The 16,891-nt window shown below is 74.0% G+C and carries 16 protein-coding genes; 6 read left to right on the plus strand and 10 right to left on the minus strand.

The annotated features are described in order from the left end of the window. Positions 1–5: 5 nt before the first annotated feature. Positions 6–959: a deoxyribose-phosphate aldolase gene (deoC, locus tag AB0910_RS27645; protein ID WP_366747378.1), complete on the minus strand. Its 954-nt coding sequence runs from the start codon at positions 957–959 to the stop codon at positions 6–8. Positions 960–1,207: 248 nt separating this feature from the next. Between deoC and AB0910_RS27650 the strand changes: the two genes are divergently transcribed. Continuing rightward, complete coding sequence (locus AB0910_RS27650; protein WP_366747379.1) at positions 1,208–1,909, plus strand: PH domain-containing protein; 702 nt, start codon at positions 1,208–1,210, stop codon at positions 1,907–1,909. A 221-nt stretch (positions 1,910–2,130) separates the two neighbouring features. Here the strand turns inward: AB0910_RS27650 and AB0910_RS27655 are convergent, their stop codons facing one another. The 3 genes from AB0910_RS27655 to AB0910_RS27665 form a co-directional block, all read right to left on the minus strand. Next, positions 2,131–3,783 (minus strand): phospho-sugar mutase, encoded by a 1,653-nt coding sequence (locus tag AB0910_RS27655; protein WP_366747380.1) that lies wholly within the window; start codon positions 3,781–3,783, stop codon positions 2,131–2,133. Positions 3,784–3,892: 109 nt separating this feature from the next. Then, a complete protein-coding gene (locus tag AB0910_RS27660) occupies positions 3,893–4,729 on the minus strand; it encodes a purine-nucleoside phosphorylase (protein WP_366747381.1) in 837 nt (278 codons plus the stop codon). Positions 4,730–4,879: 150 nt separating this feature from the next. Further along, the gene (locus AB0910_RS27665) at positions 4,880–5,317 is read right to left on the minus strand and encodes a gamma-glutamylcyclotransferase (protein WP_366747382.1); all 438 of its coding nucleotides are present in this window, start codon (positions 5,315–5,317) and stop codon (positions 4,880–4,882) included. A gap of 237 nt (positions 5,318–5,554) precedes the next feature. Between AB0910_RS27665 and AB0910_RS27670 the strand changes: the two genes are divergently transcribed. Beyond that, a complete protein-coding gene (locus AB0910_RS27670; protein ID WP_366747383.1) occupies positions 5,555–6,994 on the plus strand; it encodes an NAD(P)H-quinone dehydrogenase in 1,440 nt (479 codons plus the stop codon). A 186-nt stretch (positions 6,995–7,180) separates the two neighbouring features. Continuing rightward, a complete protein-coding gene (locus tag AB0910_RS27675; RefSeq protein WP_366747384.1) occupies positions 7,181–8,161 on the plus strand; it encodes a DeoR/GlpR family DNA-binding transcription regulator in 981 nt (326 codons plus the stop codon). Positions 8,162–8,274: 113 nt separating this feature from the next. On the opposite strand, the gene AB0910_RS27680 is transcribed toward AB0910_RS27675, so the two are convergent. Both AB0910_RS27680 and AB0910_RS27685 read right to left on the minus strand, forming a co-directional pair. Next, the gene (locus AB0910_RS27680; protein ID WP_366747385.1) at positions 8,275–8,892 is read right to left on the minus strand and encodes a TetR/AcrR family transcriptional regulator; all 618 of its coding nucleotides are present in this window, start codon (positions 8,890–8,892) and stop codon (positions 8,275–8,277) included. Between the two features lie 122 nt (positions 8,893–9,014). After that, a complete protein-coding gene (locus tag AB0910_RS27685; protein WP_366747386.1) occupies positions 9,015–10,769 on the minus strand; it encodes a biotin carboxylase N-terminal domain-containing protein in 1,755 nt (584 codons plus the stop codon). 370 nt (positions 10,770–11,139) lie between these two features. Between AB0910_RS27685 and AB0910_RS27690 the strand changes: the two genes are divergently transcribed. Beyond that, on the plus strand, positions 11,140–11,655 hold the full coding sequence (locus tag AB0910_RS27690) for a hypothetical protein (protein ID WP_366747387.1): 516 nt from the start codon (positions 11,140–11,142) through the stop codon (positions 11,653–11,655). Here AB0910_RS27690 and AB0910_RS27695 read toward each other — a convergent pair. The 4 genes from AB0910_RS27695 to AB0910_RS27710 form a co-directional block, all read right to left on the minus strand. After that, on the minus strand, positions 11,599–12,201 hold the full coding sequence (locus AB0910_RS27695; RefSeq protein ID WP_366747388.1) for a nucleoside triphosphate pyrophosphatase: 603 nt from the start codon (positions 12,199–12,201) through the stop codon (positions 11,599–11,601). The genes AB0910_RS27690 and AB0910_RS27695 overlap by 57 nt on opposite strands. An 85-nt stretch (positions 12,202–12,286) precedes the next feature. Further along, complete coding sequence (locus AB0910_RS27700) at positions 12,287–12,415, minus strand: hypothetical protein (protein ID WP_366747389.1); 129 nt, start codon at positions 12,413–12,415, stop codon at positions 12,287–12,289. 48 nt (positions 12,416–12,463) lie between these two features. Then, positions 12,464–12,670, minus strand: coding sequence for an acyl-CoA carboxylase epsilon subunit (locus AB0910_RS27705; protein ID WP_366747390.1), 207 nt, complete (start codon positions 12,668–12,670; stop codon positions 12,464–12,466). Positions 12,671–12,698: 28 nt separating this feature from the next. Beyond that, positions 12,699–14,321, minus strand: a complete 1,623-nt coding sequence (locus AB0910_RS27710) for an acyl-CoA carboxylase subunit beta (RefSeq protein ID WP_366747391.1) — start codon at positions 14,319–14,321, stop codon at positions 12,699–12,701. A 97-nt stretch (positions 14,322–14,418) separates the two neighbouring features. Here AB0910_RS27710 and AB0910_RS27715 point away from each other — a divergent pair, with 97 nt between their 5' ends. Both AB0910_RS27715 and AB0910_RS27720 read left to right on the plus strand, forming a co-directional pair. Then, the gene (locus tag AB0910_RS27715) at positions 14,419–15,297 is read left to right on the plus strand and encodes a biotin--[acetyl-CoA-carboxylase] ligase (RefSeq protein ID WP_366747392.1); all 879 of its coding nucleotides are present in this window, start codon (positions 14,419–14,421) and stop codon (positions 15,295–15,297) included. Positions 15,298–15,710: 413 nt separating this feature from the next. Next, positions 15,711–16,811 (plus strand): adenylate/guanylate cyclase domain-containing protein, encoded by a 1,101-nt coding sequence (locus AB0910_RS27720; RefSeq protein ID WP_366747397.1) that lies wholly within the window; start codon positions 15,711–15,713, stop codon positions 16,809–16,811. The last annotated feature ends 80 nt before the right edge of the window (positions 16,812–16,891 follow it).

A 16,891-nucleotide genomic window follows, 5' to 3' on the forward strand; every position in this document is an offset into this window, starting at 1 on the left:
GGTGATCAGTCCACCGTCACGTAGTCGGGACCGGAGTAGCGCCCGGTGCGCAGCTTCTGACGCTGCATCAGCAGGTCGCCCAGGAGGGACGAGGCACCGAAGCGGAACCAGTGGCCGTCCAGCCAGTCGGGCCCCGCGGTCTCGCCGACCAGCACGAGGTACTTGATGGCGTCCTTGGTGGTGCGGATGCCGCCGGCCGGCTTCACGCCGACCTGCGTGCCGGTCTGCGCGCGGAAGTCGCGCACGGCCTCCAGCATCAGCAGGGTGTTGGCCGGCGTCGCGTTCGTGCCGACCTTGCCGGTGGACGTCTTGATGAAGTCGGCGCCCGCGAGCATGCCGAGCCAGGAGGCCCGGCGGATGTTGTCGTACGTGGACAGCTCGCCGGTCTCGAAGATGACCTTCAGCCGCGCCCGGTCGCCGCACGCCTCCCTGACGGCGCGGATCTCCTCGAACACCGCGAGGTAGCGCCCGGCGAGGAACGCGCCGCGGTCGATGACCATGTCGACCTCGTCCGCGCCCGCGTCCAGCGCCGAGCGCACGTCGGCGAGCTTCACGTCGAGCACGGCGCGGCCCGCGGGGAACGCCGTCGCGACGGACGCCACCTTGACGGGGGAGTCGCCGAGCGCGGCGCGCGCGGTCGCCGCCAGGTCCGGATAGACGCAGACGGCGGCCGTCGCGGGCGTGCTCCGGTCCGAAGGGTCGGGCCGCAGCGCCTTCGCGGCGAGCGAGCGCACCTTGCCCGGCGTGTCCGCGCCCTCCAGGGTGGTCAGGTCGATCATCGAGATCGCGAGGTCGATCGCGTACGCCTTGGCGGTGGTCTTGACGGACCGCGTGCCGAGCGCGGCGGCGCGCGCTTCGAGGCCGACCGGGTCGACGCCGGGCAGCCCGTGCAGGAAGCGCCGCAGCGTGGCGTCCGACGCGGCGACGTCGGCGAGCGGGGGTGGGGTGCTGGTGGACATGGTCACAAGCGCAGCATATCTACGCGCGTAGCGGTATGTACAGGGCGTGCGGGCGTGCGCGCGGGCGGCTGCGCGGGGCCGCGCGTGCGGTGCGGCTGGGGCGTACGGGCCCGTGCGTGCGGTGCGGCTGGGGGCGTACGGGCCCGCGCGTGCCGGGCCCGGTCGGCCGGGGCCACGCAGGAACCGATGCAGAACCGACCCCGAACTCCCTTCGCCCCTTCGCTCCCGCGTGCGGCAGAATCAGGGGTATGGCACGTTCCGAACAGCACCAGCCCGAGGCCGGCCGGGCCGACTCAGCCGCACCGGCGCAGGCGGCGGACGCGCCCGCGTACGCCGACCGCGTGTACCGCTCGGGCGGCGGCATCGCCGGCGGTGCCCTGGTGCTCGCCCTGGTGCTCTGGCTCGGCATCGACGCCGTGGCCACGGGCGGCGGACGGGTGCCCTGGCTGTCGCTCGCCGCGCTGCTGTTCGTGGTCCCCCTGCTGGTGGCCTTCACGGTGCGGCCCGCGGTCTTCGCGGGCCCCCACGGCGTGCGGATCAGGAACCCGTTCCGCACGATCTCCGTGCCGTGGGGCGCGATGAAGCACATGAAGGCGCGCTTCAGCACGGAACTGTTCACGCGGGACGGCGCCAAGTACCAGATGTGGGCGATCCCGGTCAGCCTGCGCCAGCGCAAGCGCGCCGACCGCAGGCTGAGCCGCCTCGAACGCTCGGCGACCGCGTCCTCGGGCTCGCGCCAGTCCGCGCTGTCCTTCGCCTCCTCCGACACCGAGCCGAAGCTCGCCCAGGCCGACCAGGCACTGGTCGAGATGCGTGAACTCGCGGACCGCGCCGAGGAGAACGGCGCGGAAGCCGCCAAGGGCGCCCCGGCGGTCCGCTGGTCCTACGAGATCATCGCGCCCTCCCTCGTCGGCGCGGTCCTGCTGATCGTCCTCCTCGTACTGGCCTGAGACCGGCACGCCCTAGGCGCATGTCCCGGGGCCGTGCCTCGAAGGCGCACCGACCTGTCGGCCTTCCCGGTCCTGGAGCGAGAGCTCTGGTCCGAGTCCCTCGCCCATGACGCCCTGGACGGACGGAGCGTTCAGGGAACCCTTTCAGGACGCTCGGGGCGGTCCCGATCGATCCCCGCACATGAGGGCTCCGCCGCGGGCCTCGCCGGGGCTCCGGGCCCTCAGAGGCCCGCTGCCTCGGCGAGGTCGTGCTTCAGGGCGGCGAGCAGCTCCGCGGCTGCTGCCCTGGCCGCGGGCAGGGCGGCGGGGGAGGGGACCGGGATCACGGCCTCCAGATAGCACTTGATCTTGGGTTCCGTGCCGCTGGGGCGGACGATGACGCGGGCGTCGTGCGCGCCGGCCAGGGTGTAGCGCAGGCCGTCGGTGGGCGGCAGGCCGTTCGGGCCCTCCGCCAGGTCCTCGGCGCGCGTGACGGCCAGGCCCGCGAGGCGGGCCGGCGGCCGCTCGCGCAGGCGGCGCATCGCGTCGGCGATCAGAGACAGGTCGGCGACCCGGGCCGACAGCTGGTCCGTGGCGTGCAGGCCGTGCGCGAGCGCCAGTTCGTCCAGCAGGCCGGTGAGCGTCCTGCCGTCGGCCGCCAGCACGGAGACCAGCTCGGCCACGAGCAGCGCCGCCGTGATGCCGTCCTTGTCGCGCACGCCGTCCGGGTCGACGCAGTAGCCGAGCGCCTCCTCGTACCCGTACCGCAGCCCGGGGACGCGGGCGATCCACTTGAAGCCGGTCAGCGTCTCCTCGTACGGCAGCCCCGCGGCCGCCGCGATCCGGCCGAGCAGCGACGACGAGACGATCGACTCGGCGAACGTGCCCTTCGCGCCGCCGCGCACCAGGTGCGCGGCGAGCAGCGCGCCCACCTCGTCGCCGCGCAGCATCCGCCAGCCGCCGTCCGCCGCCGGGTCGGGCACGGCCACCGCGCAGCGGTCGGCGTCGGGGTCGTTGGCGATGACCACGTCGGGCCGGTGCTCGCGGGCCGTGGCGAAGGCCAGGTCCATCGCGCCCGGCTCCTCCGGGTTGGGGAAGGCGACGGTCGGGAACGCAGGGTCGGGCTCCGCCTGTTCCGCCACCACGACGGGCGCGGGGAAGCCCGCCCTCTCGAACGCGGCGAGCACCGTCTCCGTGCCCACCCCGTGCAGCGCCGTGTGCACCACCCGGGCGGTGCGCGGCGAGCCGGGCGTCAGGACGGCGCCGGTGCGCTCCAGGTACGCGGCGAGCACCGAGTCGTCGAGGACCTCCCAGCCGTCCGCGGGCCGCGGCACGTCGGCGAGCGCGGCCACCGCCTCGATGCGTGCGGCGATCGCGGCGTCCGCGGGCGGCACGATCTGCGAGCCGCCGCCCAGGTACACCTTGTAGCCGTTGTCGCGCGGCGGGTTGTGGCTCGCCGTCACCTGCACGCCCGCCACCGCGCCGAGGTGCTGCACCGCGAAGGCGAGCACCGGCGTCGGCAGCGCGCGCGGCAGCAGCGCGGCCCGCAGCCCCGCGCCCGCCATCACCGCGGCCGTGTCCCTGGCGAACTCGGCCGACTTGTACCGGGCGTCGTAGCCGACGACGACGAGCCCGCCGCCCTCGCCCTGCTCCCCGAGGTACGCGGCGAGGCCCGCGGCCGCGCGGATCACCACGGCGCGGTTCATCCGCATCGGACCCGCGCCCAGTTCGCCGCGCAGCCCGGCCGTGCCGAACTGGAGCAGCCCCGAGAAGCGCTCCGCGAGCGCCTCGCGGTCGCCCGCGTCGAGCAGGGCGCGCAGCTCGGCGCGGGTGTCGGCGTCCGGGTCCTCGGCCAGCCACGCCTCGGCGCGTGCGGTCACGGAGTCCTGGGTCACGGTGGGTCCTTCCCGGCGGGTGGGGTGGTGGCGTGTCGTACCGTACGGGGGCGGCGGCGAGCCCCCTCCGGGTCGTGCCGTACGGGGCGCGTGCCCGGGCCGCGCGCGGTCAGACGCGGTCGAGCACCCGGGCGAGCAGCGCGCCCATCTGCTGGGCGGAGTCGCGCCCTGCCCTGATGACCTCCTCGTGGTTGAGCGGCTGGCCGCTCATGCCCGCGGCGAGGTTGGTCACCAGCGAGATGCCGAGCACCTCGGCGCCCGCCTCGCGCGCCGCGATGGCTTCGAGGACGGTGGACATGCCGACGAGGTCGGCGCCGAGCACCCGGACCATGGCGATCTCGGCGGGGGTCTCGTAGTGCGGGCCGGGGAACATCGCGTACACGCCCTCTTCGAGCGCCGGGTCGACCTCCTTGCACAGCGCGCGCAGCCGCGGCGAGTACAGGTCCGTCAGGTCGACGAAGTGGGCGCCGACGATGGGGGAGACGCCCGTCAGGTTGAGGTGGTCGCTGATCAGCACCGGCTGGCCGGGGCGCATGCCCTCGCGCAGGCCGCCGCAGCCGTTGGTCAGGACGACCGTCTTGCAGCCGGCCGCGACCGCCGTGCGCACGCCGTGCGCCACGGTGCCCACGCCGTGGCCCTCGTAGTAGTGCGTGCGGCCGAGGAAGACCAGCGCGCGCTTGCCGCTGCCCTCGATGTGGTACGAGCGGACGGTGCCGCCCTGGCCCTCGACGACCGGCGGCGGGAAGCCCGGCAGGTCGGCCATCGGGAACTCGGCCTCCGGGGCGCCGAGCGCCGCCACGGCGGGGGCCCAGCCCGAGCCCATCACCAGGAGGATGTCGTGGCTCTCGGCGCCGGACAGCTCGCGCAGCCGGGCGGCGGCGAGGTCCGCTGCGGCGTAGGGGTCGGCGGGGCCATCGGCGGTCGCCGACGTAGCAGATGCGTTCACGTCACGAGCCTAGCCGGTCATTCCCTACGCGCGTAGATGAACGAGTGCACGGTCCGGTGATTGTTGCCTTGTCGTTTCCGACGGGTGAAGGGCGGCGACGGGCGGGCGCGCGGGCCCCGGGCGGGGTCGCGCTCAGGGAGCCCGGCGGGCTCAGCAGGGCCGCTTGCGCAGCTCCATCACGTAGTCGTGCGGCGCGCCCGCCGAGTCGGCGGCGTCCGCGATCTCGCCCAGGTAGCGGGCGGACGGCAGCCCGCCCTCGTAGCCGTTGAGCACGTAGAGCCAGGACGGCTCGGCGCCTTCGAGGGTGTCGACGCGCACCCGCATGCGCCGGTAGATGTCGAGCCCGACGCCCTCCCAGCGGTCCATCGAGTCCTCGTCCATCGGCGCGATGTCGTACAGGGCGACGAAGACCTGCTCGCGGGGCGCCTCGACGATCGTGGCGAGGGCGCCCTCCCAGCCCATCTGCTCGCCGCCGAAGGTGAGCCGCCACCCGTTGAGCCACCCCGTGCCGCGCAGCGGGGAGTGCGGGGCGCGGCGTGACATCAGCCGCGCATCGAGGTTGCCGGCGTACGCGGCGTAGAGCGACATGGGATCGAGGGTACGGGAGGGGCGGCAGGGGCGTGGGGCGCGGGCCGCAACCGGGGTGGCGCGGCGGGGTGGCGCCCCCCGCCCGCCGCGTTCGGCGGGCCCCGGGCGGCGCCGCCCGCGGCGTGCGGGACAATGAGACATGTATTCCCACGCCCCCGGAGCGTCCTCCCGCCCGGGGCACCCAGCAGCCCGGCCGGGGTGAGTGACGGCCGGCAGACGACGCGAGGCTGATTTTTCGTGACCCGGATCGTGATCATCGGTGGCGGACCCGGCGGCTACGAGGCGGCCCTCGCGGGCGCCCAGCTCGGCGCGGAGGTGACCGTCGTCGACTGCGACGGACTCGGCGGCGCCTCGGTGCTGACGGACTGCGTCCCCTCGAAGACCCTCATCGCGACGGCCGAGGTGATGACGTCCTTCGACTCCTCCTACGAGGAGCTCGGCATCCTCGTCGCGGACGACACGCCCCCCGTCGAGCGGTCGGCGCGGGTCGTCGGCGTGGACCTGGGCAAGGTCAACCGCCGGGTCAAGCGCCTCGCGCTCGCCCAGTCGCACGACATCTCCGCGTCCGTCACCCGCGCGGGCGCGCGGGTCCTGCGCGGCCGCGGCAGGCTCGACGGGCGGCAGGCGGTGGACGGCTCCCGCAAGGTCGTGGTGGACCTGCCTGAGGGCGAGCAGGAGGTGCTCACGGCCGACGCGGTGCTGATCGCGACGGGCGGCCATCCCCGCGAGATCCCCGACGCGCTGCCGGACGGCGAGCGCATCCTCAACTGGACGCAGGTATACGACCTCGACGAGCTGCCCGACGAGCTGATCGTGGTCGGCTCGGGCGTCACGGGCGCCGAGTTCGCCGGTGCCTACCAGGCGCTCGGCTCACGCGTGACGCTGGTCTCCTCCCGCGACCGGGTGCTGCCGGGCGAGGACCCGGACGCCGCCGCCGTGCTGGAGGACGTGTTCAGGCGCCGCGGCATGAACGTCATGTCGCGCTCGCGCGCCGCCGCGGCCAAGCGCGTCGGCGACCGGGTCGAGGTGACGCTCGCCGACGGCCGCGTCATCGGCGGCAGCCACTGCCTGATGGCGGTCGGCGCGATCCCGAACACCGCGGGCATGGGTCTCGAAGAGGCCGGGGTCGTCCTCAAGCCGTCGGGGCACATCAAGACCGACCGGGTCTCCAGGACGTCCGCCCCCGGCGTCTACGCGGCGGGCGACGTGACGGGCGTGTTCGCGCTCGCCTCGGTCGCCGCGATGCAGGGCAGGATCGCGATGTACCACTTCCTCGGCGACGCGGTCGCGCCCCTCAACCTCAAGTCCGTCTCGGCGAACGTCTTCACCGACCCGGAGATCGCGACCGTCGGCTACAGCCAGGCCGACGTCGACGCGGGCCGGATCGACGCACGCGTCGTCAAGCTGCCGCTGCTGCGCAACCCGCGCGCCAAGATGCAGGGCATCAGGGACGGCTTCGTGAAGATCTTCGCCCGCCCCGGCACCGAGATCGTGGTCGGCGGCGTCGTCGTCGCGCCGCGCGCGAGCGAGCTGATCCACCCGATCTCGATCGCCGTCGACAACAACCTGACGGTGGAGCAGATCGCGAACACCTTTACGGTGTACCCGTCGCTTTCGGGTTCGATCGCCGAGGTGGCGCGGCAGCTGCACGCGCGCAAGGCGGCGCAGGAGGGCTGAGGGCGCGGCGCGTGGCCCCACCTGCCGCGGGGCCGCGCCGCGTTGGGCGCGCGGCGGCGGTCCTGCCCCGGCGCGAGACGGGGCGCCCGACCCCGTATACCACTTACTGGAACTCCGTACGTACAACTTCGGTAATTAGGTGCAAACTGCTGAAAGCAGACGGTCATTGGGGTTACTGTCAGTTCTGTGTTCGCTGCAGAACGTCGTCAATTGATCCTCGAAATGGTGCGCGCCAACGGGGCCGTGTCGCTCCGTGAGCTCGCCCGTGTCGTCCAGACCTCAGAAGTGACCGTACGGCGTGACGTGCGCGCGCTGGAAGCCGAAGGGCTCCTCGACCGCAGGCACGGCGGGGCGGTCCTGCCGGGCGGCTTAGCGCGGGAGTCCGGCCTCCCGCAGAAGTCGCACCTCGCCTCGGCGGAGAAGACGGCCATCGCGGACCTCGCCGCGACCCTCGTGGGGGAGGGCGAGGCCGTGGTGGTGGGCGCGGGCACGACGACACAGGAGCTGGCCCGCCGGCTGGCCAGGGTGCCCGGCCTGACCGTGGTCACCAACTCGCTGCTGGTCGCCCAGGCGCTGGCGCACGCGAACCGCGTCGAGGTCGTGATGACCGGCGGCACGCTGCGCGGCTCCAACTACGCGCTCGTCGGCAGCGGGGCCGAGCAGTCGCTCCAGGGCCTGCGGGTCAGCCGCGCCTTCCTCTCGGGTACGGGCCTGACGGCCGAGCGCGGCCTGTCGACCTCCAACATGCTCTCCGCCAGCGTCGACCGTGCGCTCGTCCGCGCGGCGGGTGAGGTGGTGGTGCTCGCCGACCACACCAAGCTGGCCACGGACACCATGTTCCAGACCGTGCCGACCGAGCTGATCAGCCGGCTGGTCACCGACGAGCCGCCCGCGCACGACGAACGCGCGGCCCGCGAGCTCCAGGCCCTCGCCGACCAGGGCGTGCAGGTCTCCGTCGCGGGCGCGGAAGGCGCCGCGGGCGGCGGCGGCACGGGCGAGCAGGCCGCCGAGCGCGGCGGCCAGGCCCCGCTGCCGGGCCAGCGGCGCACCCCGGGAGCACCGGGCCATCTGCGCAGCGCCTCGATGCCGCCGTCCCCCTCGGCGGCCCTCCAGGAGCCCGAGCGCGAGCGGGAGCGTGCCCGCGTCGCCGACCTGCGCAGGAGGTAGCGGGAGACCCGCGGGGAGGCCCGGGGGCCCGCGGGGAGGCCCGGGGACCCGCGGGGAGGCCCGGGGACCCGCGGGGAGGCAGGCGGGGCGCCTCGCCTGCCTCCCCGCGGGCCCTACGGCTCCGCCGGGGTCGCGGGCGGGCGCGGGGAGAGGCCCTTGAGGGTCAGCGCGAGCAGCCGGTCCGCGAGCTCGGGGTCCTCGGGGGACTGCTCCGAGGCCAGTGCGATCGCGTTGGTCAGCTGGAGCAGGTCGTCGACGGACACGCCCTCCCGTACGGCACCTGCCTGCTGGGCCCGGCACAGCAGCGCGTCGCCCGCGGCCCGCAGCGGCGCGTTGCAGCGCCCGAGCGGGGAGGTGTCGTCGTCGCGGGGCGCGGACATCAGCGCGCGCGACAGGCCGCGGTACTCGCCCGCGTACGTCACGAACGCCCGCAGCCAGTCGACCAGCGCGCGGCACGGGTTGGCGGACTCGGCCAGCTCGCCCGCCCGGTCGAGCAGCACGCCGAGCGCGTCCTGGAAGACCGCGCTCATCAGGGCCTGGCGGTTGGGGAAGTGCCGGTAGAGCGTGCCGATGCCGACCCCGGCGCGGCGCGCGATGTCCTCGAGGGAGGCGTCCGTGCCGTGCGCGGCGAAACCGGCGCGCGCCTCGGCGAGCAGGCGCTCGTAGTTGCGGCGCGCGTCGGCGCGCATGGCCCTGCGCGGCACCGGGGTCGTCGCCGTGTCCCTCGCCATCTGCCGTGTCCTTCCTGACCGGTTGCCGCGGCTTCCCGCCTCCCGGGTGGGGACAAGGATGCCACCGGGCGGCACCGGGGCGCGCGGGCACGGGGACGGCCCGTCCCCGCGCCCGCGCCGCCTCAGTCCTTGATCTCGCAGATGGTGGCGCCTGAGGTGAGGGAGGCGCCGATCTCGGCGGTGAGTCCCTTGACGGTGCCGGAGCGGTGGGCGTTGAGGGGCTGTTCCATCTTCATGGCTTCGAGGACGACGACGAGGTCGCCTTCCTTGACTTCCTGGCCCTCTTCGACGGCGACCTTGACGATGGTGCCCTGCATGGGGGAAGTGAGGGCGTCGCCCGACGCGGCGGACGCGGCCTTCTTGGCGCTGCGGCGCTTCGGCTTGGCGCCCGCGGCCAGGCCGGTGCGGGCCAGGCTCATGCCCAGGGACGAGGGCAGGGAGACCTCAAGACGCTTGCCGCCCACCTCGACCACGACGGTCTCCCGGCCGGCCTCGTCGCTCTCGCCTTCGGGCGTGGGGGCGGCGAACGGCGGGATGGTGTTGGCGAACTCGGTCTCGATCCACCGGGTGTGGATGGTGAACGGGTCGCTGGTGAAGGCCGGGTCGGTGACGACCGCGCGGTGGAAGGGCAGGGCGGTGGCCATGCCCTCGACGGTGAACTCGCCCAGGGCGCGGGAGGCGCGCTGGAGGGCCTGGGCGCGGGAGGCGCCGGTGACGATGAGCTTGGCGAGCAGGGAGTCCCAGGCGGGGCCGATGACGCTGCCGCTCTCCACGCCCGTGTCGAGGCGGACGCCGGGGCCGGTGGGCGGGTCGAAGAGGGTGACGGTGCCGGGGGCGGGCAGGAAGCCGCGGCCGGGGTCCTCGCCGTTGATGCGGAACTCGATGGAGTGGCCGCGGGGGGTGGGGTCGTCGTAGCCGAGTGCTTCGCCGTCGGCGATGCGGAACATCTCGCGCACCAGGTCGATGCCGGAGACCTCTTCGGTGACGGGGTGCTCGACCTGGAGGCGGGTGTTGACCTCCAGGAAGGAGATGGTGCCGTCCGCGCCGACGAGGAACTCCACGGTGCCTGCGCCGACATAGCCGGCTTCTTTCAGGATGGCCTTGGAGGCCGTGTAGAGCTGGGCGTTCTGCTCCTCGTTCAGGAAGGGGGCGGGGGCTTCCTCGACGAGTTTCTGGTGGCGGCGCTGCAGGGAGCAGTCGCGGGTGGAGACGACGACGACGTTGCCGTGGGTGTCGGCGAGGCACTGGGTCTCGACGTGGCGGGGCTTGTCGAGGTAGCGCTCGACGAAGCACTCGCCGCGGCCGAAGGCGGCCACTGCCTCGCGTACGGCGGAGTCGTAGAGTTCGGGGACTTCTTCGAGGGTGCGGGCGACCTTGAGGCCGCGGCCGCCGCCGCCGAAGGCGGCCTTGATGGCGATGGGCAGGCCGTGCTGCCTGGCGAAGGCGACGACCTCGTCGCTGCCGGAGACCGGGTCGGGTGTGCCTGCTACGAGGGGGGCGCCCGCGCGCTGGGCGATGTGGCGGGCGGCGACCTTGTCGCCCAGGTCGCGGATGGCGTGCGGCGGGGGGCCGATCCAGGTCAGGCCCGCGTCCAGGACCGCCTGCGCGAATTCGGCGTTCTCCGAGAGGAAGCCGTAGCCTGGGTGGACGGCGTCGGCGTCCGAGTCGGCCGCGGCCTTGAGGACCTTGGCGATGTCGAGGTAGCTCTCCCCCGGTGTCTGGCCGCCCAGCGCGAACGCCTCGTCGGCGACCCGCACATGCAGCGCGTCGCGGTCCGGCTCCGCGTAGACCGCCACGCTCGCGATCCCCGCGTCCCGGCACGCCCGCGCCACCCGGACAGCGATCTCGCCACGATTCGCGATCAGCACCTTGCGCACGATTGCTCCCTCCAAATAAAACAAGCTGAGTTTAGGGACTGCCGACACGGCCGTGCGAGCCGTCCCCAATGGTGAGCTCGTCCACACGGAGCGTGATACGAGGTTCGCCCAGGTAACGAAATCCCTTGTGGCACCACGGTACGCCGGGATTCTTCCTCGCACAGTAGCGTCCTGATGTGGCCCACCTCTCTGTGCGACTGCTCCGCGCTGAATCCTGTTTCTTTGTGGGAAGTCCATAAAGACACCGCGGCGCCGTCCGAGCGGTGGGCCGATTCACCCGGGGTCCGCCCAACCCCTTGTCCCTCCGTTTACCGATGAGTAGCGTGCGCGGGACGCTCTGTACTCGGGGTAACAGGAAGGGGTGGGCGCCGTGGCTCGCCGACCGGTGGTGTGGGTGGCCTGGGTGGCGGCGGTGTTCGTCGCCGTGGAGGCCGTGGTCCTGGTCGCGGTGGCCGCGCTGCTCTCCAGGGTGGTGGACGCCCAGCACATGTCACTCGCGGGCATCAAGCCCTCGGCGATGACGCTCGGCGCGTGGGTCGGGTGCGGGATCGGCGCGCTGTTCTCGCTGGTCTGCGCGTTCGTCCTGGCGCGTACGGCCCGCGCGGACCGCGGCCCCGGACGCGCGGGCAGGGTCCTGCTCATCGTCGCCGCCGTCGTCCACGGGCTGCTGGGCGCCGTGACGTCGAGCGTGCTCGGCTGGGGCGTGTTCGCGGTGCTGATGGTCGGTCTCGGGCTGCTGGTGTGGGTGCTGCTCTCGTACGGGCCGCCGCGGCCCGAGGCGGCGCGCGCCGCGGGCGCGCCCGACTCCGGCGCCGGCATTCCGCACCAGTCAGGCCCAGAGGTCCGTGAGGGACCCTCCCACCTCGTGGAGAAGCCGGCGGAATAGCGGCAGCGAAAGGCCGATCACGTTCGACGGGTCGCCCTCGATGCCGTCCACGAACGGCGCCGAGCGGCCGTCGAGCGTGAACGCCCCCGCCACGTGCAGGGGTTCGCCCGAGGCGACATACGCGGCGACCTCGGCGTCCGTCGGCGTCCCGAACCGCACGGTGGTCGACGCGGTGGCCGCCGCGCGCCGCCCGCTCGCCGTGTCGATCACGCAGTGGCCGGTGCGCAGCACGCCCGAGCGGCCCCGCATCGCCTTCCAGCGCGCGGTGGCGTCCTCGGCGTCCACGGGCTTGCCCAGGGCCTCGCCTTCGAGGTCGAGCACGGAGTCGCAGCCGATCACCAGCGCCCCCGCGGCCTCGGGCCGCTCCGCCACGCTGGTGGCCTTCGCCTCCGCGAGCAGCAGCGCGAGTTCGCCCGGCGTGGGCGCGGACAGCGCCTCCTCGTCGACGCCGCTGACGATCACCTCGGGGGCGAACCCGGAGGCCCGCAGCAGGCCGAGACGGGCAGGGGACTGCGAGGCGAGGACCAGCCGACGGGGTTCTGTCATGCCCCGAGGCTATCCGCCCCCGCGACCCCCGGGGACCTGCGCCCGCCACCGCCCTGCGGCCCGGGGCAGGAGGGTGCGCCGCGGCTCACAGCAGGCCCACGGCCAGCATCGCGAGGACCATGCCCAGCGCGATCACGATCCCCGCGCGCCGCAGCATGGCCTGCGCGTCACGCAGCTCCTTCGGGGGGTCTTCTTCGGGATCGGACCAGAGCATGCGACCGATGGTCCGCCGCCCGCCCCCCGGGCGCCTGAGTACGCGTACTCACCGGGGCCAGTACGTGTGCGCCCAGGAGCGCGGTCCCGGGCTCGGCACCCGGGTGCGGGCGATCCGCGCGGGCGCCGCCCACTCGGCCCGCCCGCCGGGGGGCGGCGGCTCCGTGCCCGCCGTGCCCGCGGCGCGCGCCTGCACGACCGCGACCGCCGCCGCCAGCTCCTCGGGCGTCGGGTTGCCCCGTATCACCTTGATCATCGCTCGCCTCCGCTCCTCTCGCAGCCTGCTACAGCGGGATGTTGCCGTGCTTCTTCGGCGGCAGCGCCTCGCGCTTCGTGCGCAGCTGCCGCAGCGCCTTCACCACGTGCGCCCGGGTGTCGGACGGCAGGATCACCGCGTCGACATAGCCGCGCTCCGCCGCCACGTACGGGTTGAGCAGGGTGTCCTCGTACTCCTGGATCAGCTCGGCGCGGCGGGCCTCCTGCGCGGCGGCGTCGCCCGCCCCGGCGATCGTGCGCCGGTGCAGGATGCCGACCGCGCCCTGCGCGCCCATCACGGCGATCTGCGCCGTCGGCCAGGCCAGGTTGACGTCGGCGCCGAGGTGCTTGGAGCCCATCACGTCGTACGCGCCGCCGAACGCCTTGCGGGTGATGACCGTGATCAGCGGGACCGTCGCCTCCGCGTAGGCGAAGATCAGCTTGGCGCCGCGCCTGATGATGCCGCCGTACTCCTGGTCCACGCCCGGCAGGAAGCCCGGCACGTCCACGAACGTCAGCACCGGCACGTTGAACGCGTCGCACGTGCGGACGAAGCGCGCCGCCTTCTCGCTCGCGTTGATGTCGAGGCAGCCGGCCAGCTGTGTCGGCTGGTTGGCGACCACGCCGACGGGGAAGCCCTCGATGCGGCCGAAGCCCGTGACGATGTTCGGCGCGAACATCGCCTGCGTCTCCAGGAACTCCCCGTCGTCCAGGACGCGTTCGATTGCGCTGCGCATGTCGTACGGCTGATTCGCCGAGTCCGGGATCAGCGTGTCGAGCTCGCGGTCCTCCTCGGTCGGTTCGAGCGACGCCTCCTCGGGGAAGGCGGGCGGCTCGGTCAGGTTGTTCGACGGGAGGTACGACAAGAGCGACTTGACGTACTCCATCGCGTCCTTCTCGTCACCCGCCATGTGGTGCGCGACGCCCGACGTGGTGCTGTGGGTGCGCGCGCCGCCCAGCTCCTCGAAGCCCACGTCCTCGCCCGTCACCGTCTTGATGACGTCGGGGCCCGTGATGAACATGTGCGAGGTCTGGTCGACCATCACCGTGAAATCGGTGATCGCGGGCGAGTAGACGGCGCCGCCCGCGCACGGCCCCACGATCACGCTGATCTGCGGGACGACGCCCGACGCGTGCACGTTGCGGCGGAAGATCTCCGCGAACAGGCCGAGCGCGACCACACCCTCCTGGATGCGGGCGCCGCCGCCGTCGTTGATGCCGATCACCGGGCAGCCGGTCTTCATGGCGAAGTCCATGACCTTGACGATCTTCTCGCCGTAGACCTCGCCGAGCGACCCGCCGAAGACCGTGAAGTCCTGGGAGTACACGCACACCGGGCGGCCGTCGACCGTGCCGTAGCCGGTGACCACGCCGTCGCCGTACGGGCGCTTCTTCTCGATGCCGAAGTTGGTCGACCGGTGCCTCGCGAACTCGTCGAGTTCGACGAACGAGTCCTCGTCGAGCAGCAGGGCGATCCGCTCACGCGCCGTCAGCTTGCCCTTGGCGTGCTGCTTCTCCACCGCGACCGCCGTGCCGGCGTGCGTCGCCTCCTCGATCCGCCGGCGCAGGTCGGCGATCTTCCCCGCGGTGGTGTGCAGGTCGGGGCCCGCGCCCTCCGCGGCGTTCTGGTCCGGCTCGGTCGGCTGGGTCATCGGCAACGACTCCTACTGATCCGTAACTTGTTTCCGTAGCGTATCGGCGGCCCCACGGTTCGGCAGTGCGGCGTTTGCCACACATAGTCTGGCCTGCATGACCGATCCGAACACCTCGGGAAGCCGCTGGTCCGACCTCGACCGGCCGCCCCTGAACGCCGAAGGTCTGCGGCGGGCGCTGATCAGGCCCGGCACCCTGTGGACCTCGCTCGACGTGGTCGAGGCGACCGGCTCGACCAACTCGGACCTCGCGGCGCGGGCGGCGGCCGGGGGCGGGGACGCGCCCGCCGAGGGCGCCGTGCTGGTCGCCGAGGAGCAGACGGCGGGCCGCGGCAGGCTCGATCGGACCTGGAGCGCCCCTGCGCGCTCGGGCCTCTTCTTCTCCGTGCTGCTGCGGCCGGGCGCCGACGTGCCCGCCGCCCGCTGGGGCTGGCTGCCGCTGCTGACCGGCGTCGCCGTCGCGGCCGGCCTCGCCAGGGCCGCAGGCGTCGACACCTCCCTCAAATGGCCCAACGACCTGCTGGTCGCCGTCGACGGCGAGGAGCGCAAGGCGGGCGGCATCCTCGCGGAACGCGCGGGCGAGGACGCCGTCGTCGTCGGCATCGGCCTCAACGTCTCCCTGCGCGCCGCCGAGCTGCCGGTCCCCACGGCCGGCTCGCTGGCCCTCGCGGGGGCCGCCTCCCTCGACCGGGAGACGCTGCTGCGCGCCGTCCTGCGCTCCGTCGAGCAGTGGTACGGGGACTGGCGCGCGGCCGGCGGCGACCCGGCGGCCTCCCGCCTCCAGGAGGCGTACGCGGCGGGCTGCGCCACTCTCGGCCGCCGGGTCAGGGCCGAGCTGCCGGGCGCGCGCACGCTGACCGGCGAGGCCGTCGCGATCGACGGCGACGGCCGGATCGTGCTGGCCACCGGGACCGGGCTGCGCGAGCCGGTCGCGGCGGGCGACATCGTCCACCTGCGGACGGCCGACGCCGACTGAGCACCGGCGCGCCGCCGGCCCGTGCGCCCCGCCGCCCCGGCGCACGGGCGGCGGGGCCCGCCCGCCGGGGCCCCTGAGCGGGGGAGCCGGCCGCACGGGCGGGACGTGAGCCAGGGCACACCTGCCGTATCGTTGAGGCAGTTCACGAAGATCGGTCACAGGATCGGCAGGACAGTGCGCAGGGAACGGGCAGGAGGCGGCTGGTGACCGTCGACGACACGAATTCCGGCGCGGACGACCCGCAGGACCCGCCGGACGCCGCCGCCGGCGACCAGCCGACCCCCGTGGAGCCCGCGGACCGGTCCGCGCGGACGCCGGACGCTGCCGGGGAGCCCGAGGGCGCGCAGGTGCCCGCGGACGGCGGCGGCCGGGACGACGGCGCGGAGCCGCGGCAGGGGGGCGGCGAGCACCCTCTGCCGCACCACGTCGTGGAGCACACGGCCGAGCCGACCGACAATCCGCTCGCGATCCGCCTCGAACACCTGATCCTCGGCGCCGAGCGCCAGTACACGCCGTTCCAGGCCGCCCGCACGGCCGGCGTCTCCATGGACCTCGCCTCGCGGTTCTGGCGCGCCATGGGCTTCGCCGACATCGGCCAGGCCAAGGCGCTGACCGAGGCGGACGTCCTCGCGCTGCGCCGCCTCGCGGGCCTGGTCGAGGCGGGCCTGCTGAGCGAGCCGATGGCCGTGCAGGTCGCCCGGTCCACCGGGCAGACCACGGCGCGCCTCGCCGAGTGGCAGATCGACTCGTTCCTCGAAGGGCTCACCGAGCCGCCGGAGCCGGGCATGACCCGCACCGAGGTCACGTACCCCCTGGTCGAGCTGCTGCTGCCGGAGCTTGAGGAGTTCCTCGTCTACGTGTGGCGGCGGCAGCTCGCCGCGGCCACCGGGCGGGTCGTCCAGGCAGGCGACGACGACGAGATGGTCGACCGGCGCCTCTGCGTCGGCTTCGCGGACCTCGTCGGCTTCACCCGGCTGACCAGGCGGCTTGAGGAAGAGGAGCTGGGCGAGCTGGTCGAGGCGTTCGAGACGACCGCGGCCGACCTGGTCGCCGCGCACGGCGGCCGCCTGATCAAGACCCTCGGCGACGAGGTGCTGTTCGCGGCGGACGACGCGGGCATCGCGGCGGAGATCGCGCTGCGGCTGATCGAGACCATGACCCACGACGAGACGATGCCCGCGCTGCGCGTCGGCATCGCCTTCGGCACGGTCACCACGCGCATGGGCGACGTCTTCGGCACCACCGTCAACCTCGCGAGCAGGCTCACCTCGATAGCCCCCCGCGACACGGTCCTGGTCGACGGCGCACTCGCGGAGGAGCTGATCCGCACGGGCGAGGCCCCCGAGTCCGAGGCGCTCGCCGCCGAGGAGGCGGCCACCGCGGAGAAGGAGGGCGCCGAGCCCCCGGCGTACCGCTTCGGGCTCCAGCCGATGTGGCAGCGGCCGGTGCGCGGCCTCGGTGTGGTGGAGCCCTGGCTGCTGGCCCGCCGCCCGGCGGGCGGCACGCAGGAGTAGCGGCGCGGCGGGGCGGGTGATCGTCGGCGCCAGCCAGGCCGGGCTCCAACTGGCCGTCTCGCTGCGGCAGCTGGGTGACA

It is taken from the genome of Streptomyces sp. NPDC047002 (assembly GCF_040704505.1).
GTDB lineage: Bacteria > Actinomycetota > Actinomycetes > Streptomycetales > Streptomycetaceae > Streptomyces.

Coding starts and splice junctions, on each gene's coding strand:
- AB0910_RS27680 (WP_366747385.1), bottom strand. CDS start 8,892: ATGGCGAGGGACACGGCGACGACCCCGGTGCCGCGCAGGGCCATGCGC.
- AB0910_RS27710 (WP_366747391.1), bottom strand. CDS start 14,321: ATGACCCAGCCGACCGAGCCGGACCAGAACGCCGCGGAGGGCGCGGGC.
- AB0910_RS27650 (WP_366747379.1), top strand. CDS start 1,208: ATGGCACGTTCCGAACAGCACCAGCCCGAGGCCGGCCGGGCCGACTCA.
- deoC (WP_366747378.1), bottom strand. CDS start 959: ATGTCCACCAGCACCCCACCCCCGCTCGCCGACGTCGCCGCGTCGGAC.
- AB0910_RS27705 (WP_366747390.1), bottom strand. CDS start 12,670: ATGATCAAGGTGATACGGGGCAACCCGACGCCCGAGGAGCTGGCGGCG.
- AB0910_RS27700 (WP_366747389.1), bottom strand. CDS start 12,415: ATGCTCTGGTCCGATCCCGAAGAAGACCCCCCGAAGGAGCTGCGTGAC.
- AB0910_RS27665 (WP_366747382.1), bottom strand. CDS start 5,317: ATGTCGCTCTACGCCGCGTACGCCGGCAACCTCGATGCGCGGCTGATG.
- AB0910_RS27695 (WP_366747388.1), bottom strand. CDS start 12,201: ATGACAGAACCCCGTCGGCTGGTCCTCGCCTCGCAGTCCCCTGCCCGT.
- AB0910_RS27715 (WP_366747392.1), top strand. CDS start 14,419: ATGACCGATCCGAACACCTCGGGAAGCCGCTGGTCCGACCTCGACCGG.